18 protein-coding genes are annotated in these 25,172 nt (G+C 59.2%); 14 read left to right on the top strand and 4 right to left on the bottom strand.

The features are described from left to right. Positions 1-199 precede the first annotated feature (199 nt). The 3 genes from ONB52_15530 (at position 200) to ONB52_15520 (ending at position 5,304) form a co-directional block, all read left to right on the top strand. Positions 200-3,121, top strand: coding sequence for a BamA/TamA family outer membrane protein (locus ONB52_15530; protein MDZ7417548.1), 2,922 nt, complete (start codon positions 200-202; stop codon positions 3,119-3,121). A gap of 104 nt (positions 3,122-3,225) precedes the next feature. Beyond that, complete coding sequence (locus ONB52_15525) at positions 3,226-4,374, top strand: PQQ-binding-like beta-propeller repeat protein (GenBank protein MDZ7417547.1); 1,149 nt, start codon at positions 3,226-3,228, stop codon at positions 4,372-4,374. A gap of 135 nt (positions 4,375-4,509) precedes the next feature. After that, on the top strand, positions 4,510-5,304 hold the full coding sequence (locus ONB52_15520; GenBank protein ID MDZ7417546.1) for a hypothetical protein: 795 nt from the start codon (positions 4,510-4,512) through the stop codon (positions 5,302-5,304). A gap of 138 nt (positions 5,305-5,442) precedes the next feature. Here ONB52_15520 and ONB52_15515 read toward each other — a convergent pair whose 3' ends face one another. Both ONB52_15515 and ONB52_15510 read right to left on the bottom strand, forming a co-directional pair. Then, positions 5,443-5,820, bottom strand: a complete 378-nt coding sequence (locus ONB52_15515; protein ID MDZ7417545.1) for a LysM peptidoglycan-binding domain-containing protein — start codon at positions 5,818-5,820, stop codon at positions 5,443-5,445. Between the two features lie 132 nt (positions 5,821-5,952). After that, entirely contained in the window at positions 5,953-6,267 is a 315-nt protein-coding gene (locus ONB52_15510; protein MDZ7417544.1) for a tetratricopeptide repeat protein, read from the bottom strand. Between the two features lie 183 nt (positions 6,268-6,450). Between ONB52_15510 and ONB52_15505 the strand changes: the two genes are divergently transcribed. The 7 genes from ONB52_15505 to ONB52_15475 all read left to right on the top strand — a co-directional run bounded on the left by ONB52_15505 (position 6,451) and on the right by ONB52_15475 (position 18,438). Continuing rightward, entirely contained in the window at positions 6,451-9,171 is a 2,721-nt protein-coding gene (locus tag ONB52_15505; protein ID MDZ7417543.1) for an alpha-amylase family glycosyl hydrolase, read from the top strand. Between the two features lie 271 nt (positions 9,172-9,442). Further along, positions 9,443-10,279: a CPBP family intramembrane metalloprotease gene (locus ONB52_15500; protein MDZ7417542.1), complete on the top strand. Its 837-nt coding sequence runs from the start codon at positions 9,443-9,445 to the stop codon at positions 10,277-10,279. A gap of 211 nt (positions 10,280-10,490) precedes the next feature. Continuing rightward, entirely contained in the window at positions 10,491-11,591 is a 1,101-nt protein-coding gene (locus ONB52_15495) for a VWA domain-containing protein (protein MDZ7417541.1), read from the top strand. 132 nt (positions 11,592-11,723) lie between these two features. Continuing rightward, the gene (locus ONB52_15490) at positions 11,724-13,226 is read left to right on the top strand and encodes a magnesium chelatase (GenBank protein MDZ7417540.1); all 1,503 of its coding nucleotides are present in this window, start codon (positions 11,724-11,726) and stop codon (positions 13,224-13,226) included. Between the two features lie 440 nt (positions 13,227-13,666). Next, positions 13,667-15,142, top strand: coding sequence for an HD domain-containing protein (locus ONB52_15485; protein MDZ7417539.1), 1,476 nt, complete (start codon positions 13,667-13,669; stop codon positions 15,140-15,142). A gap of 314 nt (positions 15,143-15,456) precedes the next feature. Further along, the gene (gene dnaG, locus ONB52_15480) at positions 15,457-17,316 is read left to right on the top strand and encodes a DNA primase (GenBank protein ID MDZ7417538.1); all 1,860 of its coding nucleotides are present in this window, start codon (positions 15,457-15,459) and stop codon (positions 17,314-17,316) included. A gap of 36 nt (positions 17,317-17,352) precedes the next feature. Further along, positions 17,353-18,438, top strand: coding sequence for an NYN domain-containing protein (locus ONB52_15475; protein ID MDZ7417537.1), 1,086 nt, complete (start codon positions 17,353-17,355; stop codon positions 18,436-18,438). 132 nt (positions 18,439-18,570) lie between these two features. Here the strand turns inward: ONB52_15475 and ONB52_15470 are convergent, their stop codons facing one another. Continuing rightward, positions 18,571-20,058 carry a DNA methyltransferase gene (locus tag ONB52_15470; GenBank protein ID MDZ7417536.1) on the bottom strand — a complete coding sequence of 496 codons (1,488 nt, stop codon included), beginning with the start codon at positions 20,056-20,058 and terminating at the stop codon, positions 18,571-18,573. 133 nt (positions 20,059-20,191) lie between these two features. On the opposite strand from ONB52_15470, the gene ONB52_15465 reads away from it, so the two are divergent. From ONB52_15465 to ONB52_15450, 4 genes are all read left to right on the top strand, one after another. Continuing rightward, entirely contained in the window at positions 20,192-20,881 is a 690-nt protein-coding gene (locus tag ONB52_15465) for a hypothetical protein (GenBank protein MDZ7417535.1), read from the top strand. Positions 20,882-20,883: 2 nt separating this feature from the next. Further along, positions 20,884-21,648 carry a class I SAM-dependent methyltransferase gene (locus ONB52_15460; protein ID MDZ7417534.1) on the top strand — a complete coding sequence of 255 codons (765 nt, stop codon included), beginning with the start codon at positions 20,884-20,886 and terminating at the stop codon, positions 21,646-21,648. Positions 21,649-21,937: 289 nt separating this feature from the next. Beyond that, positions 21,938-23,077 (top strand): S1 family peptidase, encoded by a 1,140-nt coding sequence (locus ONB52_15455; protein ID MDZ7417533.1) that lies wholly within the window; start codon positions 21,938-21,940, stop codon positions 23,075-23,077. A 103-nt stretch (positions 23,078-23,180) separates the two neighbouring features. After that, complete coding sequence (locus ONB52_15450; GenBank protein ID MDZ7417532.1) at positions 23,181-23,513, top strand: hypothetical protein; 333 nt, start codon at positions 23,181-23,183, stop codon at positions 23,511-23,513. A gap of 105 nt (positions 23,514-23,618) precedes the next feature. Here the strand turns inward: ONB52_15450 and ONB52_15445 are convergent, their stop codons facing one another. Continuing rightward, on the bottom strand, positions 23,619-25,157 hold the full coding sequence (locus ONB52_15445) for a fused MFS/spermidine synthase (protein ID MDZ7417531.1): 1,539 nt from the start codon (positions 25,155-25,157) through the stop codon (positions 23,619-23,621). Positions 25,158-25,172 lie beyond the last annotated feature (15 nt).

Here is a 25,172-nt window from a genome sequence, read left to right as displayed (position 1 = left end):
TGATGGGATCAATCTGGGTGGAAAATTCAGGTGGTGACATTCGGCAAGAGGTCTGCGCCACGCCCCTACAAGTAACTCAGGCTTTACGCGGTTCAAGAGTTTTGACTTGATTCTCTAGCGGCAAACGCTAGATTCCGACTGACTCCGCCAGAGCAAGTGTTTCCAACTCCGCAAGTCAGGCTAGCCCACGGAGCGTGGCATGAAAAGATGGCTGCTTCTGCTGCTTGTCCTTCTGGCCTGGACGGCCACGAGTGAAGGGCAATATTACTTTGGCCGCAACAAGGTGCAGTACAATCATTTTGAGTGGCAAATTTTCAAAACCCGCCATTTCGACATCTATTTTTATCCGGAGATGCGTGAGCTGGCGGAAATCGGCGCCACCTTCGCCGAGGAGGCCTACAGCCGGCTGGAAAATCTCACCAATTACAGCTTCAATCATCCCATTCCGCTGATTTTTTATTCCAATCATTTTCACTTTCAGCAGACCAACACCATTCCCAACCTGATTCCCGAGGGGGTGGGCGGCTTCTTCGAGTTTTTGAAGGGTCGCGTGGTGATTCCAGCCACCGGCAGTCTGTCGGAATTCGAACATGTCATCAATCATGAATTGGTGCACGTGTTCACACACGGCCGGGCCAACCGCATTTTGAAGGATCATAAACGCACCCAGCATGCCGGGCTGCCGCTGTGGTTCACCGAAGGCATTGCGGAGTATTGGTCGGAAGGCTGGGACAGCGAAGCGGAGATGTTCATTCGCGACGCCGTGCTCGCCGGACAACTGGTGCCGCTCAGCCAGATGTATCGCATCTACGGCACTTTTCTGATGTACAAGGAAGGTCAGGCCATTTGCAAGTTCATTGCCGAACGCTATGGCGAGCAAAAGTTGCTGCAGTTGATTGAGAACATCTGGAAGGCCGATAATTTTTCCGAGGTCATGAAGCTTACGCTGGGGGTGGACTACCGCGAGTTCGACAAGCTCTGGCTCTATCATCTCAAGAAGGAAAAATACCCGCTGCTGGAGGATCATGATGTGCCCGGCATGATCACCCGCCACCTCACCGACAAGGGCATCAGCACCAAGCCGGCCTTTGCCTGCTATGGCGAACAGCGCGAAATCGTGTTCCTGTCCAATCGCGTCGGTTATTCGAACATCTACCGCATGCCCTACGGCATGGAACGCGCGGAAAAGGGGCATCCCGAAACCCTGGTGGATGGCGAGCGCACCACCGAATTCGAAGCCTTCAATTTGTTGCGCAGCAAACTGGATGTCAACCGTCACGGTTTGCTGGCATTCGTTTCGAAGAGCCGGGGGTATGACGCACTCTATATCTATTCGCTGAGCCGGAAGAAAATTGTCAGCCGGCATCAATTCGATGAGCTCGTCACCCTGAGTTCGCCGAGCTGGTCGCCGGACGGCCGTCGTCTGGCATTTGCCGCCACCGGTTTCGCGGGCATGCGCGATCTTTTTTTGCTCGATCTCGACAGCGAGCGGCTGACCAAACTGACCAACGACCATTATGACGACCGCGATCCCGCCTGGTCACCGGACGGCCGCGTGCTGGCGTTTGCTTCCGACCGCACGGTTTACGGCCGGCAGGGCGCCTATAATCTCTTTTTCTATCATCTTGGCAGCGGCGAGATCGAATACGTCACCTACGGCAAACATCGCGATTACGCGCCGGCGTGGTCAGCCGACGGCCGGGCGCTGGCGTTCACCTCCGACCGCGACGGCGCCTTCAATCTCTGGATGCTGCAGGTGCCGGGCAACGAGATGCAGGTGGCCACCACTGCCAGCCTCGACAATCCCTTCAAAAACGGCGATGCTGTTTCCGCGCCGTTGTATCCCCGCGCCATCAACGGCGCCGCCGAAATGCGCAAGCTCACCAGTTTCACCACCGGTGCCTTCGATCCGGAATGGACCGACAAGGGCAGCCTGCTGTTCACCGCCTTCGAGCGCTTCAACTTCCAAATTCGCGAGCTGGAAAACGTGCAGGAGGTGTTCGAGCAGGCCACCGTCCGGGCAGTGGACACGCTGCACGTTCGCCGGCCGCCCTGGACCATTGCCAAGCTCAGCGGTGAAATGTCGCCGACGCAATTTTCCTACAAGCGCAAATTCAGCCTGGATATCGCGCAAAGCCAGATCACACAGGATCCCATTTTTGGCGCGGCGGGCGGGGCGCAGCTTGCGATGTCGGACATGCTCGGCAATGAACAGTATCATTTTCTGGTGTTCAACAACGCGCAAACCCGCAGCGAATTTTTGGAGAGCTTCAACGTCGCGGTCAGCCGCTTCGATCTCTCGCGGCGCGCCAATCATGCCTTTGGGCTGTATCATTTCGCCGGGCGCTACTACAACTATGCGGAAGGTTACTTTTTCGAACGGCGCTATGGCGGTTTTGGCGCGCTCAGCTATCCGCTCAGCGTGTTTGAGCGTGTCGAAGCCAGTGTCAATGTGCGCCAGTCCCACAAACACTGGGAGGGCCTCTCGCTGGCGCGCGATGCGCTGCTGGTCTCCAATTTTGTGTCGTTCGTCAAGGACAATTCCCTGTGGGGCCCCTCCGGGCCGGTGGATGGCCGGCGCTTCAACTTCGCGCTGGGTTACACGGTCGATGTGCGCCATTCCAAGGTGAATTTCTACACCATTCTCGCGGATTACCGCCATTACTTCCGGCTCGGCGTGCGCAACGCCTATGCGCTGCGGCTGCAGACACAGTACAATCAAGGCAAGGAAGCCTATCCCTTTTTCATGGGCGGCAGTTGGGATTTGCGGCTCTATCCCCGCTGGCGCATCTGGGGCCAAAAGACGTTTCTGCTCAGCCAGGAGCTGCGCTTTCCTTTCATCGACGGCTTTGTCGTGGCATTCCCCTTTGGCGGCGTGGGTTTCAGCTCCATTCGCGGAGCCCTGTTTGTGGATCTTGGCAATGCCTGGGATCAAAAGCTCGAGCGCCTGCTCGGCAGCACGGGCTTCGGCGTGCGCCTGCGCGTCGGCGGCTTCCTGGTGTTGCGCTATGATATCGGTCGGCGTTTTTACTGGAATGACCTCGATCGCGGACTCGCACCCGGCCGGCTGCAGCTCGACCGCAAAGTCTACCAGCAATTTTTCTTCGGGTGGGATTTCTGAGCGAAAGCGGTGAGCGCGGGGCAGGAGGGGAGGTCATCACTCCGGCGAAAATGACAGACAATGAAACGATGATTTCTACGCCGGGGCTTGCAGAAAGAGAGAACATGTTGCGAGTGCATCCAATTTGCTGTTTGCTGGCCCTGGCCACGCTCGCGGGCTGCTCCAAAGCGCCGCTGCAGTTGCGTCTGCCGGACAATCCGCAAGGGGATTGGCGTACCGCCGGCTTTGATGCCCGCCGCAGTTCGGCACGCGCGGAAACGCTCATCCCGCCCCTGCAGCAGGTTGCCCGCTTCCGGCTTTCGTCCGCGGCGGCGCAAAATCTGTTCGTCAGCCGCGGTTTTTTGTTCGCGCCCACTCTTGACGGCCGCATCTACGTGGTCGATTTGGAGAAACGCGAAATCGTGCGCAAATGGAAGCTGCCCCAGGGCAATGCCGGCACGCTCACCGTGACTCCCAATTCGGTTGTGCTTGCCATGCGCCATGGCAAGCACACGCTGGCCCATTTCGATCTCGCCAGCGGCAGGCGCTGGTGGGCAATCGATGCCGGCGACATCGCCAGCGAGCCATTGCTCGCCGACAGCCTGCTGTTCGTCGCCGCGCTCTACCAGCATGTCGATGCCTACCACCTGCGCGATGGACAGCGGCGCTGGCAATTCAAAACCCATGCCCAATTGCATGCTTCGCCCGCGCTCAGTGAAGGCGTGCTGGTAGTCGCTGCCGATAACGGCATGGTTTACGGCCTGCGGCCCGAGAGCGGCAGGAAGATCTGGGAAACCGATCTCGAACAACCGGTGCTGGCCACGCCCGTGATTCACGGCCGGCGCGTTTTCCTGGGCACGGCGCGGGATCAAGTGGTCGCGCTGGATTTGGTCAAGGGCGAGATTCTGTGGCGCGCCACGAGCCCCGGTCGCATCTTCCTTGCACCCGCGGTGAATGACAGCCTGCTCGTGCTGGCCTGCGCTGACGGCCGCTTGCGTGCGCTGCTACCGGCCTCGGGCCGGCTCAAGTGGGAGTTCCGCGCGCTCAGTGTGATTGGCACCTCGCCTCTGCTTGCCGGCGAAACCATTTTCTTTGGTGCGCTCGACCGCCACCTCTATGCGGTGCGCGCCGGCGACGGCGGACTGCTCTGGCGCCAGGAACTGGAAGGCCGCGTGCGCACCAATCCCGTTTTGTGGCAGGGGCATCTGATCCTCGCCAGTGAAGAGCGTGAGCTTTACCTCTTTGCCTCATCACGTCCTGCCGGCGGAGAATGAGCCTTGGTCTCCTGCAAGCAATGGTCTCGCACCCGCAAGCCGCACACGATCTGTGCGAACAGGGACTCCTGCCGCTGCACGTTGCGCCTTGCCTGCTGGCGGCGCGGCAGCCGCCTGGCAATCGTGATGCTTGCCATGAGCGTCGCGAACTTGCCGGCGCAGCTTGCCGGAGCGGATTCCACCCACGCGCTCGTTTCGATTCTCTCCCGCCATGCCGGCCTGCCGGTTTTTCTCGATGACATTCAAATTGGCGTGACCCCCTTGCATCATTACCGAGTCGCCGCCGGCGAACATGAGTTTGGCGTGCGCCGCAGCGATTCCTCGAGCTGGCTCGCTTCCGACTGGATACAACGCGTCACGCTCGCCGCCGGTGATACCGTGACGTTGGTGGCGGAGTTTTATCGCAGCTATTTCATCACGTCCACCCCTTACGGTGCGGAAGTCTGGCGGGAGCACAAATTGGAAGGCACGACACCGCTGGTTTTGCGTCTGCCGGAGCAGGCCCGCACCACGGTGGAAGTCGTCATGCCGGGATATTATCCCCGCGTTCTCGAACTCGCACCACCTCCCGGGGAGGCGGGGCTTGCCGAGCCCGTGCGGCACTTTGAGCTCGTCCTTGAAAAAGACCCCGCCTTTGCCTCCCGGCACGAGCAGGCCTCCCACGCGCGTGAGCGGCGCCGCGTACGCTACCTGGGATTGACTTACCTCGCTGCAGGTGCCAGTCTGGCTGTCGGTGTGGCAGCCATCTATTTCAAACACGAGGCTGATCAGGCATACCGGCAGTATCAAAGTTATGGGGACCCGGTGCTGCGGGAGAGTTATTACGCACGCGCCCGGCGGTATGATCGCTACTCCGGTGCCGCTTTTGCGTCATTCCAAATCAGTTTTGCATTGTCGTTTTATGGCTTTCTGCAGTCCATGCGCCGATGAGCCTGGCGTGACCTGCCCGGAATCTCCCCGCGCAAAACGCAGCCCGAAAATGCCAGAGCCTGGTGCCGCATGGCTGCCAGGCTCTGGAAAATCTCTCTGCAAACCGGTGCAGCAGGCAGCACCGGCGCGCAGAGGCTGTTATTTGAACGGCAGTTTCAGTTTTTGACCGACTTTGATCAGATCCGGATTGCTGAGAATGTCCTTGTTCAGGTTGAAGATTTCCATGTAGCGTTTGGCATCGCCGAGGTGCTGCTTCGCCAGCTTTGACAGGGTGTCGCCGGATTTTACGGTGTAATACCCATAGACGTCGGTTCTCTCGACCTTGATGTCAGCCACGATCTCGTTTTCCCAGTTGGGATAGGTTTTGATCTTGTCCCAGAGCAAATCCTTTTCCATTTGGTACGTGGTCGTGCCTTTGATGTACAACTTGCCTCCTTCCTCCCGAACGTCACCATCCTTGACTTGCAATTTGATCCCCAGGTCGAGCAAGTCCTGATACTTCTCTTTGAGTGCCATTTGCCGGCTCCTTTCACGAAGAGGATTGAAAATGCGGACACACCTCATGCTGTGCAAAGACTGTGCTGCCATTGTGCAAAGATTAACAGCCAATTGCAACTGAAATTTGTGCACGACCTTTTGCCGAGTGCGTCATTCGAGCAAATCCAACGCGGCCTGCAGCTCGCTGGCAGCGTGGTGATTGCCGGCGCCGCGGGCCGCCTGCAAGCCGGCACGATAGATTGCGATCGCCTCCGGAATGCGATTGAGCCCTTCCAGCAGGCGGGCGTATTGATAATAGGTCGGCACATAATCTGGATGCTCGGCGACCAGCCGTTCAAAATGTGTCAAGGCCTCCTGCGTCCGGTTCAGCTTGGTAAGCTCCAGCGCGACCAGATAACGCGTGAAAGCATCTGCAGGATCATTGTTCAAGCTGCGCAGTAATTTTTCAAGTCTGGTGGTTTCCATGGCAGCCCCGGTTTTCTGAGTGATTTTTTCCCAACATAATCGCCCTGCCCCATAAATGCAAGGGGCAGTCGCGGCAGGGACGGCACACGCAAAATCAACTTGGCAGAAAGGCAATTTCTTTTATCTTGCATGTTCATCTGCCGGATACGGCAAACTGGCACAATTCACGCGAGGAGTTTTGTCGTGTTGCGAAAAATCTTCGGTTGTTCCACCTGTCTCATTGCCGTATTCATGGTGCACGGCCATCTTTCTGCGCAGGCCGCTTTCACCTCCGCCGAGCGCCTGCAAGGCTATCGCGCCCACGGCGATGAGGTGATTTTCATTTTTGATGAGACGGTTTACGGGGTCAGGCCCGTCCGGGTAGAAGTCACTGGTGAGATGCGCGGCTGGAGCCAGGATATGGCGGATCCGGAGTGGGCGCTGCGCCGGGAGCAGAGCGATACCACGTTGTGGACGCTGGCCGTTTCCCGCACAACCGTCTCGAAACTGACGCCCGGAATGCAGTTCAAATTCCGGATCGACGAAGGCGAATGGCTGCCGGTGCCGGCGGCCGCACCGAACAAAAAGAGTGGCAACTTGGTTTTCAAACCCGGGGAAAAACGACTGCACGTGACCGCCGAGCTGGTAAACCCGCACTATGTGCGACTGTTGCTTTCCGGCAGCAAGGATGAACCCTCTCTCAAGGAAGCGGATTATCGCCTGCTGCGGGCGGATGGCATGGTCATTCCAGTGGCGGCGGTGCTGCGCGTGGGGCCGGAGGAGCTGCATTTGCATGTGCAAACAGCGCTGGATCTGGCACGTGTCCACTACGTTGACGTCGTGAAGCTGGGACAAAAAGTGGTCGCCTCGTTCACCGGCTATTTCCGCCATCTCTACTCCAGCGAGAAGTTGGGCGCGTTTTACGATGATGCCACCCGTCAAACCATCTTTCGTGTCTTTGCCCCGCGTGCCACACTGGTCAAACTTTATCTCTATGCAACGCCCACCTCGGAGGCGGAGCAGATCCTGGAGATGAAGAAAAACGACCTGGGCGTATGGCAGGCGAGCGTGCCGGGGAATCTGGTGGGCAAGTATTATGATTTCACCGTGCACGGTCCCAGTGATCCCGGCAATTATTTTTTTGAGCAGCGGCCGGTGCACGTCAACGATCCCTATGCCCGCGCCAACGTCGATGCCCAGGGCCGCAGCCGGGTTTGCGCGCCCGTCACGCCACCGCCGCCGCTGCCGAAAGGCCGGCCCAAGATGGCTGATCTGATTGCCTACGAAGTCCACGTACAGGACTTCACCACCGGCCTTACCGGCCTGGCGGAGAACAAGCGCGGTACTTTTGCCGGCATGGTGGAGCCCAATTTGCGCAATGCCAGGGGTGAAAAGATCGGTTTCGATCATTTGGTCGAGCTGGGCATCAATGCCGTGCATCTCCTGCCGGTGCAGGAATTCATGCACTACCCCGACGAGGAATGGCAGGAGGCGTTTGCGAACGACCCCTATATGATCGAACGCGGCATCAACCGGGAGAACTATCAATGGGGCTATCGCATTTCCAACTTCTTCGCGTTGGAAAACCGCTATCGCATCAAGGGCACGGATCATGGGGCGCAAAACGAACAGTTTCGCGACATGGTGGCGGCTTTTCACAAAAAAGACATCGCCGTCATTTTGGATTTCGTCTTCAATCACACGGCCGAGAACATCGATGGGCGTGATTTCGTTTTCAACTTCAAGGCGTTCGATGCACAGTACTACTACCGTAGCGATGAGCAGTTGCGGCTCATCGGAGTCTTCGGCAACGAAACCAAGTCGGAAGACCGTCCCATGGTGCAGCGCTGGATCATCGAGCAGTGCAAGTTCTTCGTGGAGGAATACGGCGTTGACGGCTTTCGCATCGACCTGGCCGGCTTGACCGACAAGCAAACACTGCTGGCATTGCGCCAGACGCTGGGTCCGGACATCATTCTCTACGGCGAACCCTGGATCGATTCCAGCGATCCCCACTTTCAGGCCAATCCCGCGTGGGATTGGTACAAGAACGATGCGCCCATCACCTATTTTGACGACGATTTCCGCAACGCCATTCACGGCCCGCCGGATAATCCCAAAAACAAATTCACCGATCGCGGCTATGCCGGAGGCAACGGCCGGCGCACCGAGGCCCAACTCGCCGTGGCAGCCGGCTTCGAGACCGAGCACACGCCGCTGAGTGGCATCAACTATCTCGACATCCATGACAACTGGGCGATGGCGGACCGTTTCGCGCGGCACGATTGGGACGGCCGCCAGGGTGTCGAGGAAGGGCCCTTCAAAATCGCGGCCGCCATGTTGTTCACTTCGCTCGGGCCGGTCATCATTCATGGCGGCACGGAACTCATGCGCAGCAAGGGCGCCGCCCCGCTGGAAGAGGTCGTCAAACACACCCGCACCGGCCCGATTTACCTGCATGGCAAGCGTGATACCTACAATCTGCGCGCCGCCAACGAGTTTCAATGGGAAACCAAGGGCAAGCAGCGCGGCGACGACAATGGTCAGATCAAATGCAACTATGACAACATGTACAAATACTGGCGCGGCTTGATCGCTCTGCGCAACAGCAAATACGGCCAGGTCTGCCGGGTTGCCACCAAGCCGGCGGACGATTACATCAAATGGTTCCTGCCGGAGAACGAAAGATTGCTCGGCTACGTGATCGGTGAACGGCTGCTGGTGCTGGTCAATACCGATACGGTCGATGCGGTCTTCTCCGGTGTGGAGTTGCCGCCGCGTTCGCGCTGGCGCCTGGTTGCGGATGCCGATCGTGTCGATCACGCCAGCGGTATTGGCGGCCTTCCCGACAGCGAGCTGCTGCCGTTGTCAGCCATCGATTTGACCGTGCCCAGACAAAGTGTCAAAATCTGGGTGCGGGATTAGCGAGCTGGTGTCTGTCCGCAAGCTTTGACTGTTGAACGATTGTTCCTGCTCCGGCCCGGCTGGTGCTTCACATTCCCCGGAGCTCTCGCGCCTGTCACCGTTTGGGATACCCCGGCGCTGCCGGGGGCGGAACATTCTTGGACAGAGACGAACTATGATTTGATTGGTGGAAGCGCTTGTCGTGTCCTGCGGCATCCGCCCGGTGAAGCGAACCGACAAAAGGCGGGCGCGCAGTTCCTGCAAGCAGAGTGGCAGTCCAGCAGGGATTTTTATGGAGCAAGGGCAAATTTATCCCAACCTCGCGCAGGCGTTCGGGCTTTTGGGAATGGTCATTCTCCTGCTCACGCTGGCGAGCATCCCGATCAGTCTGCTTGGCGATTTGCTGCAAATTGCGGTGGCGGCGCAGCCGCTGGTGCTGGCACTGGCGAACACCGTGGCGATCGGATTGACTTTGCTGTGGGGCAGCCGGCAGGCAGGCGCCGGCTTTCGCGAACTGTTCCCGCTGCAACCGGTGGCGGCTTCCCTGTGGCTGCCGATGATGCTGACGATTCTGGGCATGAACATTTTGCTGTCTGAGTGCGACAATCTTCTGCGCCTGGTGTTGCCGGTGCCGAACTGGCTGGCTGATTTGATGCGGGAGCTTTTTGATCCCGGCAAGAATGTGTGGGCCACCGTCCTGACGCTGGTGATCGTCGCACCGGTGACCGAAGAATTTTTGTTCCGCGGGCTGATTCTGCGCGGCCTGCTCGGCAACTATGGCAGGTGCAAAGCGGTGCTGGCTTCGGCGCTGTTGTTTGCGCTGATTCATCTCAACCCCTGGCAGTTCTTCAGTGCGGCGGTCGCCGGTGTCGTTTTGGGCTGGTGGTTTGTGCAAACGCGCTCGCTGGTGCCCTGTCTTTTTGGGCATGCGCTGCACAATGCGCTGCCGGTGCTTGTCCTCTCCTGGCTGCGGTGGGAAATCCCGGGCTATACTACAGAGTTGAATCGCGCGGTGGAGTTTCAGCCGCTGTGGTTTGACGCGCTGGGTGTGGTGATGGCCGGAGCGGGTATCGCCCTGCTGCGCTCGCAGTTCCGCAAGCCGGCCGCCACCGGGCAGTCCTCCCGTTAAATTGTTGGAAGCCTCATGCCTCGGTTGCGTATGGGGCCGCAGCGCAGACATCTTGTCTTGTCTGCGGGCAGGGAGGTCTGCGCCACGCCACACGTTGCCGGGGCGCTTACTTGGACGGGCAACGGGGACTTGCATTTGCAGGAACAAATTCGCATATTGGCCGACCTTTTGGCAACATCACCCGGGCGCGACCCTCAACAGGACCGCAGTCATGAACTTCCGTTATTCCGAATGGCGCGATGAACAAAACAAGAGCCGCCTCACCTTCGATGATCTGATGAAGTTGTTCAGCCAGTTGCTGCTGCGCAGCGATGGCGACGTGCGCCAGGCGTTGCAGTGGCTCACCCGGCTCGATCAGAAACACCGGCTGTTTGATGATGAGCCGGGCAGGGGGCTGGGCGATTTCATCGAGTGGCTGAAGCAGCAGGGGTATGTGGAGGAAGTGAACCGCGAATTGCGCCTGACCCGGCATGCCGGCCAGCGCATCCGCCGGGATGCGCTGGAGCAGGTTTTTTCCTCGTTGCGCAAAAGCCGCCTGGGCGGCCAGCATGCCATTCCCAAATCGGGCGAGGGCATCGAGCGATTGTCGGAAACCAAGCGCTACCGCTTCGGCGACGCCCCCGGCAACATCGACTTCACCAACACCATCAGCAACGCCATCCGGCGCGCCGGCCTCGAACAGATTCGCATTGTCGAGGATGATCTCGAGGTCTATGAAACCGAGCATCTCGCCACCTGCGCGACGGTGCTGCTGATCGACATCAGCCACAGCATGGTGCTCTATGGCGAGGATCGCATCACCCCCGCGAAGAACGTGGCGCTTGCACTCTCCGAGTTGATTCTGACCAAATATCCCAAAGACAGCCTGCATGTCGTGCTGTTTGGCGATGAGGCAGTCGAGGTCAAGGTGGAAGACATCCCGTTTGTGAGCGTCGGGCCGTTTCACACCAACACCCGGGCCGGTTTGCAGCTTGCGCGTGCGATTCTCAGGCGCAAGCGCGGGGTCAACAAGCAGATTTTCATGATCACCGACGGCAAACCCTCCGCCATTTTCGAATACGGTCGCCTCTACAAGAACCCTTACGGCCTGGACCGCAAGATTGTCAACAAGACGCTGGACGAGGCCGTCCTGTGCCGGCGGGAAAAGACCACCATCACCACCTTCATGATTGCTGATGATCCCTGGCTGGTCGACTTCGTGAACAAGCTCACGCAGGCGAACCGCGGCCGGGCCTACTTCTCCTCGCTCAACCGGCTGGGCGAATTCGTGTTTGTCGATTATTTGCGCAACCGGCGCCGGCATGTGCGCTGACATTGCGCCGGCGGGTGCGTCTGCCGTCATTATTGGGCCGTTCATTTGCGCGCCCGCCTGTCGATGCCCGGCGCCCTCCATGACGGCGAATGCGCCCGCCCTGAGGCAAGCTTCATCTGCAACGAAGAGACCATGAACACCAAAGCGCTGTTGCAAATCCGCACCCTGGGCCAGCTCAAGGCCTCCGGATATAAAGTGTTGCCGGTCAAGGACGAAGTCCGCAAAAACCTGGTGACGAAGTTACGTAACAGGGAAAAAATTTTCCCGGGCATCATCGGGTATGACGAAACCGTTATTCCCGAGCTGTGCAACGCCATCCTCTCGCGTCATGATTTCATTCTGCTCGGCTTGCGCGGCCAGGCCAAAAGCCGCATTCTGCGCGCACTGCCGGATTTGCTGGACGAGTACGTGCCGATTTTGAAGGGCAGCGAGATCAACGACAACCCCTTCGCGCCGGTGTCGAAGTATGGTGTGGAGTTGGTGAACGAGTTCGGCGATGAAGCGGAGATCGAATGGATCGGACGCGACCGGCGCTATGGTGAAAAATTGGCGACACCCGACGTCACCATCGCCGATTTGATCGGTGACATCGATCCAATCAAAGCGGCGGCACAGCGGCTGCATTATGCCCATGAGGGCATCATTCATTTCGGCATCATTCCCCGCACCAACCGCGGCATCTTCGCGATCAATGAGTTGCCGGATTTGCAGCCGCGCATCCAGGTCGGGTTGTTCAATGTCATGCAGGAAAAGGACATTCAGATTCGCGGCTTCCCCATCCGCATCCCGCTGGATGTGATGATCGTCTACAGCGCCAATCCTGAGGATTACACCAATCGCGGCAACATCATCACGCCGCTGAAAGACCGCATCGGTTCGCAGATTCACACCCACTATCCGCGCACGGTGGAGATCGGCATGCAGATCACCGCCCAGGAGGCGTGGGTGCAGCGCGACGGCCTGCCGGTCAAGATTGCATATTTTCTGCGCCAGGCGATCGAGCAGGTGGCGGTGGAGGCGCGCCGCAGTGAGTTCGTCGACCAAAAGAGCGGGGTCTCCGCGCGCCTGACGATTTCCCTGCTGGAGAATCTGGTGAGCAACGCCGAGCGCCGCAGCTACCTCACCGGCGATCAGGAGCTGGTGCCGCGGGTGTGCGACCTCTATGCCGCCCTCTCTGCAGTTACCGGCAAGATCGAACTGGTTTACGAAGGCGAGCAGGAGGGCACCGCCAATGTCAGCAAGGGGTTGCTGGGCAAGGCGCTCAAACATGTTTTTCTGAGTTATTTCCCCGATCCCTATGCCGTCATGAAGAAGGGGGGGCGTGAGTATCAAAAAGTCGTGGCGTGGTTCAAGAACGACCGCAAGCTCGACCTCTCCGACATGCTTTCCAATCAGGAATATGTCAGGGCGCTCAACCGCGTGGACGGATTGAAGGAATTGACGCTGCAGTATCTGCCCGGTGCGCGGGAGCTGTCGCCGGATCAGCTTGCAGTGGGAATGGAATTCGTGCTGGAGGGGCTGCATCAGAATTCGATGCTGAGCCGCGATGAAACCGGGCCGGTGCGAACCTATTCTGACATGCTGAATCGCATGTTCAGCAGTCTGCAACAGGAGCCGGAGGAGGATGATTCCTGAGCGCGCCGCGCTGGCGGGTGTCTTGTTTTGCCGCAGCACCTGACGGCCGGCCGGCAACCGGCGGAGGCCGGGAGAGGGCGGTGCTGCCCTCGGACGATGTCACGGGGCAGGAGGGATTGCCTCTTGCATCTCGAAAGTTGTTTTTTTATCTTTGCCCGTTCTGTCGCGAAAACCCGCTTCGTGTGTCCGCATTCCGTACCAACTCTATTCGTTGTCCGAATCTTATCGTGATGTATGGCCGGCATGACGGCAGGGCCGGAGACATCACTCTCCGCAGGTGTGCTGCGCAGGATAGCAACCGACGATCAGGACTCACAACTTGTGAAAGGAGCAACATGGGCAGCCTTGATGCCACGTCGGACCTGGCTCATCATGATGATCTGCAAACTCAAATTGCGCGTTTGAACCAGATCGGAATAGCCTTATCGAGCGAGCACAACTTGAACAAGCTACTCGAGCTCATCGTCAAGGAAGCACGGCGCTTTACTGTCGCGGACGGCGGCAGCCTCTACATCAAGGAAGACGATAAGCTAAATTTTCTCGTGGCGCAGACCGAATCGCTGGAGAAGAAGCTCAACGGCGCTCCTCCCTTCAAATCGTTCTATGTGCCACTCACCAAGGAGAGCATCTCCGGCTTCGTCGCCATCACCGGGCAGGTGTTGAACATCCCCGACGTGTATCACATCCCGCCCACGGTGGAATACCGCTTCAACAAAGATTTCGACCGGCGCATGGGCTATCGCAGCAAGTCCATGCTGACCGTGCCCATGCGGGACCACAAGGATCAGATCATCGGCGTGCTGCAGTTGGTCAACTCGCTGGATGCCAATGGGCGGGTGGTGCCGTTCCGCAAGGAATATGAGACGCTGATTCTGTCGCTTGCCAGCCAGGCGGCGGTTGCCATCCGCAATGCCAAGCTCATCGAAGAAATTCGTGCGCTGTTCAAATCGTTGGTGCGGTATTCCGCGAAAGCCATCGACTCGCGCTCGCCACACACCGCCGGCCATTCCGGACGGGTCGCCAAGTATTCCCTGCGCATCGCCCAGGCCATCAACGAAGAAACCGAGGGCGTGTTTGCCAACGTCCAGTTCACGCCCGAACAACTGGAAGAGCTGCGCATGGCCGGCTGGTTGCATGACATCGGCAAGATCGGTGTGAAAGAGGCGGTGCTGGAGAAGATGACCAAACTCAACGAAGCGCAGATGGAGACCATTGCCGAGCGCTTCACCGCCATCAAATCCTCCCTGATCATCGAGGCGATGCGACAGAAATTCGAGCTGGTGCAGATGAATGGCGAGGGCGCGGCACGCATGCGCGAGATCGATGCCCGCCTCGGCGAACAGCTCAAGGAACTCGACAGCGATCTGGAGTTTCTGCGCACCATCAACATCCCGGGCTATCTCTCGCCCGACAAGCTCGAGCGCCTGCGCCGCATCGGCGAGCGCACCTTCGTGGACAGCAACGGCGAGGAACGCTACTATCTCACCCCGCAGGAATATGAAAACCTGTCGGTGGTGAAGGGGAATCTGACCCCGGCGGAATACAAGGAGATTCAGAAGCACGTCGAGCATACGCTGGCAATCCTGCGGAAAATTCCCTTCACCAAAGATCTGGAGAACATTCCCAAGTATGCCGGCGCGCATCACGAGATGATGGATGGCTCGGGCTATCCGCTGGGACTGCGCGGCGAGGAAATTCCTCTGCAGGCGCGCATCATGTGCATCGCCGACATTTTCGACGCGCTGAGCGCACAGGATCGCCCCTACAAGCAGGCCGTGCCGCTGGAAAAGTCCCTGCAGATTCTGCAGGAGGAGGCGCAACGCGGCAAACTCGACAAAAACCTGGTCGAACTGTTCATTCGTCGCAAACTCTATCAAAGTTCGCGCAGAGTCGATGATGAGGATGAACAGGACTGAACACGGACGCCAGTCTCTTTTTATCAATGAATGCTGGTCGTTGGAACGTGTGGCGGCAGGGGCGGCGGGCATGCAGGAATTCCACGATGCCCGGCAATCCCGGCGTGGAGGGCACGGGACTCTGCGGGACAGACACTAAATAATTTTCAATGCACACGCTCGTGTTTGCGAGCACGAAATTTAACAGTACAGTAATGAAGAAGGCGGGTGCCCGGACGGTGCCACTTGCCTGAGAATGCGGTGTTGGGAGCCTGCCGGCTTTGCTATTCCGGCGGGGCGCGATGCGCGCGGGGAAATGAGAGCTGCAAGACATCATGCCGACTCTTCCTCCGCATATCATAGACGAAGTCCGCCTGGCGACGGATGTTGTTGATCTCATATCCGAATACGTCACGCTCAAGAAAGCCGGCCGCAACTATTTCGGACTTTGTCCCTTCCATCCGGAAAAAACCCCGTCGTTCAGCGTCAATCCCGACAAACAAATTTTTCACTGCTTCGGCTGCGGCGCGGGCGGCAATGCTTTCACCTTCATCCAGAAGCTGGAGGGCGTGGGCTTTGCAGAGGCCGTGCGCAAACTGGCGCAACGCGCCCGCATCGCGATCCCCGAGCCCGAGCCGGAGGATCGTGCGGCCAGCCAGGAAAAGGAGGGCCTGTATTTCGCCAATGCGCTGGCGGCGGAGTTCTTCCAATTGATCCTGGCGAGCAGCAAGGGTGCAGCCGGACGGGAGTATATGCGACAGCGCGGCTTTGACGAGGAGGCGTTGCGGCTGTTCGGGGTCGGCTTTGCGCCCGATGATTGGGAGGAATTGTACAAATACGCCCGCCAGAAGTCGGTGAATCCGGAATTGTTGGTGAAAGCAGGCTTGCTCAACCCGCGCGCGAAAGACGGCAAAATGGCGGGCTATTACGACCGCTTTCGCAACCGTGTGATGTTTCCGATTCACAACCTCTCCGACCGCGTGGTGGCCTTCGGCGGCCGGCGCATCCCGCCCGAGCGCGAGGATTCCCCCAAGTATCTCAATTCACCCGAAACCGCGGTTTACCACAAAGGCCAGATTCTTTACGGCCTGCCGCTGGCCAGGGAGCATCTGCGTGCCGCTGATTGTCTGATCGTGGTCGAGGGGTATCTCGATGTCATGCGCATGCATCTGTGCGGTTTCAAAAACACGGTGGCGACTTCCGGGACGGCGCTCACCGCGCAGCAGGCGCGCTTGATCCTGCGCTACACGCGCAACGTGATTCTGTTGTTTGACAGTGATGCCGCCGGCTCGGCCGCCACTCTGCGCGGGGCTGACATCCTGGTGGAAAACGGCTTGCAGGTGAGAGTGGCGACACTGAGCGCGGGTGACGATCCCGACAGTTTTCTCCGCCGGCATCCGGCCGGGGCGATGCAGGAGATTTTGGCGAACGCACCGGATTTGCTCGAATTCAAAGCCCGCGCGCCCGGCCAGGCGGGGGCGGCGTCCACCGCGCGCGAAGAGCAACTGCGCTCGATTGTCACGACGCTGGCGCGCATGAATGACGCGCTGCAACGGCAGATGATGGTGCATCGCATGGCGGAAAAGCTGCAGGTGAGCGAGGCCGCGCTGTGGGAGGAAGTGGGACGTTTGCGCCGTTCCCAGTCCCGGCAGGCGCGTGGCGGCGCAGCGGCGGTGTCACAACCCAATCCCCAGGCCGTGCTCGGCGCCCCGCGCACGTTTGCGGAGCGCAGCCGGGCTGTGGAGATGGAACTGCTGCGCATCATGGTTCTGAATTGGAACGCCATCCAGTTCATCTTCAGCTTCATGCGGGTGGAGGATTTTCACGACCCGCAAGCACGCACGATGGCACAGGTCTTTTACAATCTGCTGGATCGCCACCTGCCGGTCGAGCCGGAAATGTTGCTGCACCATTTCAACGAGCCCTGGCAGACGGAATTCATCTCGAAAGTCATCACTCAGGAGGCCGGCCGGATTCACAAAGAAGGAATCGAAATCGACTATCGCCGCTGGAGCGCGGACTGCATGGCCCGTCTGCAACGCTACATGATCGAGGACCAGCGCCAGGCCCTGCTGGAGCAAATCAAACTCGGCGACCGCAGCGGCCGCGACGTGACCGAATTGATGCAGCAATTGAACGAGTACGATCAACAACTGCGGAGGATCAAGCCTGAAAACTTTCTTCTGGCCGCCTGAAACCCGTGTGTTTAACCAGACCACCTCCGTGAGAGCATGAAAGACCAATTCGACAAAAACCAAGAGGAAATTGTGATGGAAAATCAGGACGCCGTTCAAGACGGCCGACGGGTGGTTGCTGACCATGGGGTGACTGAATTCGTGCGTGGTGCGGCGCGGCCGCATGTGCGCCACGGCCTGCTGCGCTGTATGACCTTCATTGATGGGTCCTGGTTGTATCACAACCAGGATATGCTCATCCGCGCGCATGGCGGGCCCTACAAGATCGACTTCGGCAAAATCAACGTGGTGGCGCTGCGTTTTTTGCGGCAGTATTATCAAAACCTGCTGCAAAGCGAACCGCCAGTGCTCGATCTGGTGCGCACCTACTATTATGCCAGCGTTCCCTTCAATGTGCATCCGGAGGATGCCCTCAAGCTGGAGGAACAGCGCAAATTCTACAGTATTCTCAGCGAGTCGCTCGGTTTCAACCTCGTCTTGCATGAGATCGATTTTCGCGGTCATTTCATGGCCATGCAGGATCGCATCACACGCGAGGGCGACACCAGTTTCACTCCCAAGGAGCGCACCATTGACATGGCGATGGGCACCGACATGCTTTATTTCTCCGCCATCAACGCCTTTGACATCGCCATCGCCGTGCTCGGCGACGCCGACTATCAGCCGGCGCTGGAGCGCGTGCGGCAACTGGGCAAGCGGGTCTTGATTCTAACCATTGGTGGCTCCGCCGCCTACGAATACATTTTTCCCAAACCCACGCAGCGCTTCAGCGATTTTCCCGTGCTGCGCTTTCAAGATTATCTCGAAGAACTGCGCCTGGTCCCCAGAAACGAACGCGAGAAACCGGTCTACAAATACAATTGCGCCCGCTGCGGCAGGGAATTTGAATCGACCTACAAGGCGGCGCCCAAGCAAAACATGTACTGCGATGAGCATCGCATCTGGCGCAACAACAACCAAAACAACAACCAAAACCATAACGACGGGGCGGCAGCCAGCGGCCGGGTGGAAGCCGCAGCCAGCGGCACCGCTGCTGCCGAAGTGTTGCGGCAACCGGCGACACAGGGGGAGGCGCCAGTCAACGGCAGTGCGACGCCGGCGGCCGAAGTCTCAGAAAGCTAGCGTTTGTGTGCAAGCGCGCTCTTGTGAACAGTTTGGTGCAATGTTCCGGTCTGCCAATCCCGGCTTCGCCGGGATTGGCAAATATTTTTGGGAGGAAGATGCCTCAGACCGTGGGCGTCACGCGGCGGGCATTCATGGTTTGCGGAAATGCAGGCAGTAATGGTGAAAGGTGTTGCTCACCCAGGCATAGCGATAGCCAAAGGGCGCGAGCTTCTGATCATTCTGGCACCAAAACTGTTCATGGCACAACGTCAGGTCCCGGCGCAAAGCCAGCGCCAGGTCCCACGCCAGCGGATACATGCGGCCGCGTTTCTTGACATTCTTGACGATGATGGTGAAATAGCGGCCGGAGTTGAGCCGGGTGGCGAGCATGCGATAGAGTGCGATGAGCTTCGCCAGGAAAGTGGGATAATCGTCGAGATTGCCCAGGTCGCGATTGTCATCGGAATAAAAGCGCGGCAGGCCCGCGGCTTTGCGTTTTTGCTGGGTTTCCGCGCCTTTCATGCGCAGCATATCCCAATAAGGCGGGCTGGTGATGATGTAATCGAAGCGGGCGGGCAGTTCGCGATAGCTCGCTTCCGTTGTGGCATCACCGCAGACCAGCCGCCACGAGGGTGAATCCAGCAGGCCGGGGAGGGCGGGCAGATATTGGGTAATGCGTTCGTGCGCGACGCGATGGAACGCCGGATTCAATTCGATGCCATAAGCTTCGCGGCCCAGTGCCAGTGCCGCCAGCAGCGCACTGCCGGTGCCGGTCATGGGATCAAGAACCCGGTCACCCGGCCGTGTGAAATCCTTTAAAAAGATCTCGACGAGCGCTTCCGGAAACTTGCCGGGATGCAGCAGCACGTGTTTCTCGCGGGGCGGCGGTTTGACGATCATCCAGGAGGGGCGGGGCGGCACAAGGGGCCAATTGCCGGAAGCACACACCGACAGGGTAGGCGTACCTGAGTCCATCGGCGATGCGGCCGCCTCCGGAGGCTGCTCTTCACGGCGGAAATTCAGGCAATAGACAACATTCTGCAGTGTGCTCCAGCCCACCGGGGAGGGGGAAACATCAGGCGCTCTTTCTTCACAACCAATCTTCTCATCTTTTAGGGACAAGGTTTGGCCGACGGCTTTGCCCAGCAGCCAGGCGAATGGCTGCAGCAGTCCGCCGGCGTCCTGGTTGCGAACGAAAACGGTGAGATACGCATTGTTTTTGAGCAGCGGCGCGAGGGCGGTGATGCGCGCCTGCCACCGCGACAAGGCATGCTCATCGACAATCGTGCCGGCTTCACTGAGATCAATCAAACAATAGTCCAAAGCCGGCGTGCTGTCAGGCGTGGTATGACCGTGCAGGATGACAGGCTGACGGCCGAGCGCAGAGATCACGGGTTGCAGGGTGGCGAGGTTCTCCGCCAGCAGGCCGACACGCGACCGCTGGTTCGGCGCCACGAATTGCTTGGTAAAAAAGGCGATGAACTCCGCGGCCGTGTCTGCAAGGCCCCGGCCGCGGGGAATGATGAACCAGCTCTTTTGAAAGGTGAGCCAGCGCTGACTGTTCAAATCATTCAGGCGGTTGTCGGGATCAATCGCGCGCGCGGTCGGCGCGGCTTTCTGGCCTCGAGTGGAAGACATAATCCTGCCGGTTGAAAATGAGAGCGTGCCTGTTTTGTGGTTTGATGGCGGCTTGTGAAGTTGACTCCGGTGATTTTAGTGACAAAATTGCGCCAAAGCAATAGCGGAAAAATGAGGCCGCGGGGAGGGCGCCATGCGTGCGGAGGAGATCATCTGCCTGGCGATTTTACCGGAGGAAGTGGCCGCCGGTATAGCATATGCCTGCCGTTCGCTGCACCATACTTTTGACCGCATGAATTATGGCGCGGACGCCGGCCGGCGATTCAACAAGATCGCCACCGGCAAGGCCTGCGAAGCGACCCTGACCCGCTTTCTGCGCCGGCACGGCATCCCGCATCTCAGCTGCGAAGGCGAAACGCCGCACACGCAGCCGGATCATTTCGATTTGCGCATTCTGAACGAAGTGGTCGATCTCAAAACCTTTCACCTGCCCGAGGCCGTAGCGCGGCCGGCGGCGATGCTGGCCTGCCTGGCGCTGGTCCCCTCACAGAACGGGCATGACCAGTGGGGCAGGCGCCATCGTTATCAGCGTTACGTATTCGCTTTCAGCAGGGGACGACTGCGGGGCCACCTCGCGCTGGCAGCGGGCCCGGCACGGTTGAGACCGGAAGCGGTTCGCCTGACGAGCGCGCCGACTCACCTGTTCGTGGCGGCGGCGCCCACCATCGCGGAATGTGAGCGGCACTTTCGCCGGGTGGCAGCGGGCACGATTTGCCCGCAATATCCGCGCGGCACCAGAATTGAAAACCACGGCTGTGAAATTGCGCATCTGACTTCCTTTCAAAGTTTTCTCGACAATCTGGAAAAATTTCAGCGGAGATGAAGATGACAGTGAAAGCGGCCCCAGTGGCGTTGCAAGAACAGACGCATGAGGGCACGAGGGCGATCACTCCTTCCACGGCGTCGTCGCGCCGGACCCCGGCACCGCAACGCCGGTTGCGTGCCAACCGGCCGCTGGCTGTCACCACCGCGCAGGACAAATTCACCGTTCTGGTGCTCGCGCCGCAGCGGGGTGAGCGTGTGCTGGAAGTGGGCTGCGGCAACGGCCATCGCCTGTCGTTGATTGCAGCAGCCGGTGCCACGGCGGTCGGCGTGGAGGCCTCCCCCGAGCGCTTGCGGGCCGCCCGCCGCCGCTTTCCGGAAAAAATGCTGCTGCAATGTGATCTCGCGCAACCTCTGCCCCTGGCGGGCGGCTGTTTCGATGCGATTCTGTGCGTGATCGTGGGCGAACATCCCGAGCGCATGCCCGCTTTGTTGCGCGAAATGCAGCGCGTGCTGCGGCCGGGCGGCCGGATCGTGTTGTCGCTGCACTATCCCAACATTTTCATCGCGGCCGACCACCACAAGGCGCCGGCGAATCTCGAGATCAATTTTTATGAAGTCGATTTCGAGATGCGCTCCGGCCCGTTCCGCTTTTTCCCGCAAGATTATGTCACCGCCCTCCATCAAGCCGGTTTTTACGACGTGCGGCAGCATGAAGATGGCAACCCGGGCGCCACGCCCCCTGGCGGCAAACCGTTGTCGGCGGCGCCTTCCGCATTTCCCACGCAGGTGGTTTTGCAAGCCGTGCGTCCCCATCTGCATGGTTGAAGCTGAAAATATCGCTTGACAAGCCGGCTTCTTTTCTCTATTTTCGCCGCAATTTTTTATAATATAGCGCGAAGCTGCCAACTTTTCCCATCCCCTTTTGTGCCTGACGCGGACCTGCCGCGACGTGTGCGGCCTCTGCAGTCCGCCCGTCTGCGATGGTGCCGTTTTCTCCCGAGCGATTCCAGCCCACGCGAAGGCAAATTTTGGCTCTCGACCGCTGTTGTGAACGATAAAACCGAAAAGCGTCCATAGTAACCCTGTCGTCTCATCACAAAAGAGGAGCAAGGTTATGCAGAACTCGTGGCGTCGTTCTTCCGGGTGGCGGGTGGTGGCTTTGTTCGTGCTCTCCGCATTGGTCTGGACGGGCTGTACGAGCAATTACGACACGCCCGTGGATCCGCAGGCCAGCCAGCAAGTCGTGACGCTGGGCAAGGATAATCCGCAAATTCAGGCAGTGATGGCAGTCCAGGACCGTCACACCCCAAGCTTGATGGCGATTCCCGGCGTGGTCGGCACCGCCACCGGCTTGACGGATGACGGCCGGCCGGCCATTTTGGTATTCACCAAAACCGACATCATGACACCGGCGCTGGCCAAGGGGCGCGTGGCTCCCCTCCCTGAAAGCATCGAAGGCGTACCGGTGGTGGTTGAGGTGACCGGTGAGTTTCGTGCCATGAAGAGCGGTGGTGGCGGAGTGAGCCACACGGCCAAGCAAACCCCACCGATCCAGCTCGGCACCTCCGGCGGCTGGCGTTATGACCTGGCCAACGGCTATTGCTGCGGCGGCACGCTGGGCTCCTTGATTCAAAAAGGTGGGACGCAATACATCCTGAGCAACTATCACGTTTTGTATGCCGACATTGTCAGCGGCGGCAACAGCCGCACGGCACAACCGGGCGACCCGGTGATTCAGCCCGGTCTGATTGATGTCAGTTGCAATGCCAATAACGCCCAGAATGTGGCCACCCTGGTGAGCAACGGCGGCACACTGCCCGGCGCCAACATCGACGCCGGCATCGCGGCGGTGATCTCGGGCATGGTGAGAACCGACGGCGCCATCCTCGAAATCGGCACGCTGTCGGCGAACACGGTTGCCGCTGCCCTCAATCAAGCGGTCAAGAAGAGCGGGCGCACCACCGGCCTGACGCGCAGCACGGTCAGTGGCCTGAATGCCACGGTAAGCGTGACTTATGACAACGAATGCGCGGGCGGCACGGCTTTCACCAAGACCTTTACCGGTCAAATTGTCGTCAAGAACCGGCGCAGCTCGTTTTTGAACTCCGGCGATTCCGGTTCGTTGATGGTCGAAGATGTGAGCACCAAACCACGCGCCATCGGCCTGCTTTACGCCGGCAGTTCGACCTCGGCGATTGCCAATCCCATCAATGAAGTGTTGAGTTATTACGGTGCGACGATGGTCGGCAACTGACAGCGAGCGGTTGGTTGCATCGCAAACCGGTGGATAGGCAGAATGAACGCCTGCTTTCCGAGGCTGCGGGAGGCAGGCGTTCGCTTTTATGAGCGATGGAAAAATGAAAACAAGTCTGGCAATAGTGCGATGCTTGTCCCTGCCCGGCCTGCTGTTGTTTGCCGCCATGGCCTGTCAAAATCAGATCAAAGAAGAGAATCGGGACCAAGGGCGCATACCGGTGCGTGACATCAATCAAGTGATGCAGGATCATACCGCGGAGTGGATGGCGTTGCCGGGCGTGGTGGGCGTTTATATTGGCGCGCAGGAAAACGGCCGGTTGTGTATTCGCGTGATGGTGGTGGAAAAAACCGAGGCACTCGAGCAGAAGATTCCCCGCAGCGTGGAAGGCCATCCCGTCGAAATCGAGGAAACCGGTGAAATTCGCCCAATGTAGGCAGAGAGGCCCGCAGCGGTGGCCGCAGCCGGGAGTACGGTTTGCCGGAATGCTTTTGCAGGCGGGAATGCCGGTTCCCGCCCTTGGCACAGTGCGATCAGCATCCTACCAACTGAGGCCACTCTCCCTGAAGTAGTCGTGCAAGTCCTGGCGTGCCACCAGATTCACCTGCTCCGACCAAAGCTCAACCGGGTTCCAGTCATCGGACAGGACCGGTGCGCGGCGGGTGTTTGGCACGAAGCGATTATCCCAGGCATGAACGCGTTGATAGTCCATGCTGAAGCGATAATCGGGATCGGCGTAATTGCGCTCGAGTTCGCGCAGCAGCGTCACCGGCCGGTCGGCCGCGAGCAAAATCACATTGCCCAGGCGGTTGGGCGGTTCTGCGATCGGCAGCGCCAGGACATGCTGGAAATGCTGCTGCAGCGTGGCGGTCAGGCTGCGCGTGAGAATGTGATGCCAGCCCACGGTCTCGACATTGATCGCCAGCACGCCCTCGGGGCGCAGCCGTGAGCGCATTAATGCGAAAGCCTCCCGCGTGACGAGATGAAAGGGGATGGCGCTGCTGCCGAAGGCATCCAGAATGATGACATCGTAACTGTCCGCCCGGGTGGAAAGAAACTGCCGGCCATCGGCATGGTGAATGCGAGCCTGCGAGGAGTCCAGCGCAAAATAGCGCAGCGCCATTTTGGTGACCGCCGGATCGATTTCCACTGCGCTGACGTTCCAGCCGGCGCGTGCGAAGTTTTTGATCACCGAGCCGCCGCCCACACCGATGACCAGCAGGTCGCCCGGCTGAACGAAGAGTTTTTTGACGATATCCAAAACCCCGACGTAGGGGAAAGTGGATTCCAAAAATTCCGGTTCGACAATGGTGTGAATGCCGCCGTCAATCAAGAGATGGCGGCCGGCCTCGGTTTCGAGCACGCGCAACTCGGCATAGGTGCTGTGTTCAACAGCCAGCAGCCCGTGTTCCGGCCGGGCTTGTGCCATTGGCAGGGCAGCGCTCAGGCTTGCGCCCAGCAGCAGGAGCAGCAGTCCGGTGAGGGCACCGGTGCTGGAGTTTCGTGACAATGCGAAGCCGAAGGCGGCAGTAACCAGCAGCGTCAGGCCAATTGCCAGCATCAGCCGGCTGACACCAATGTTGGGTATGAGGAAAAAGCCGGTGAGCAGCGCGGAGAGTACGCTGCCAATAGTGGAAAGAGCATAGAGATCCCCCGCGGTGCGGCCAACTTCTGCGAGACTGACCGCGCGCAGCCGGAGCGCGTATGGGCTCACCATGCCGAGCAAGGTCAGCGGTGGCGCGAACAAAACGAAGGCAGCCACCAGCACCGCGAAGCGCAAACCCAATGGTTCGGCCAAATAAAGCAGCGGCTGTTTCAGCCACGGGATGAGAATCAACCACAGACTAGCCAGAGCCAGCAGGCTGCATAGCCGGGTGAGCTGCGGCCCACGATCCGCCCAGCGGCCGCCCAGCACATAGCCCAGGCTGAGCGCCGCCAGCGTAACGGTGATCAGTGCCGACCAGAGGAACAGGCTGACGCCATAGAACGGGCCGAGAATGCGCGTGCCCAGAATCTCAACGGCCAGCACCGCCGCGCCAGAAACAAACACCACAAAGTAGATGAACCATTGCTTTGCCATGTGCAAGCTCCCGCC

This window comes from candidate division KSB1 bacterium (assembly GCA_034506255.1).
GTDB lineage: Bacteria > Zhuqueibacterota > Zhuqueibacteria > Zhuqueibacterales > Zhuqueibacteraceae > Coneutiohabitans > Coneutiohabitans thermophilus.
This window is presented reverse-complemented; position numbering and strand designations above follow the sequence as displayed.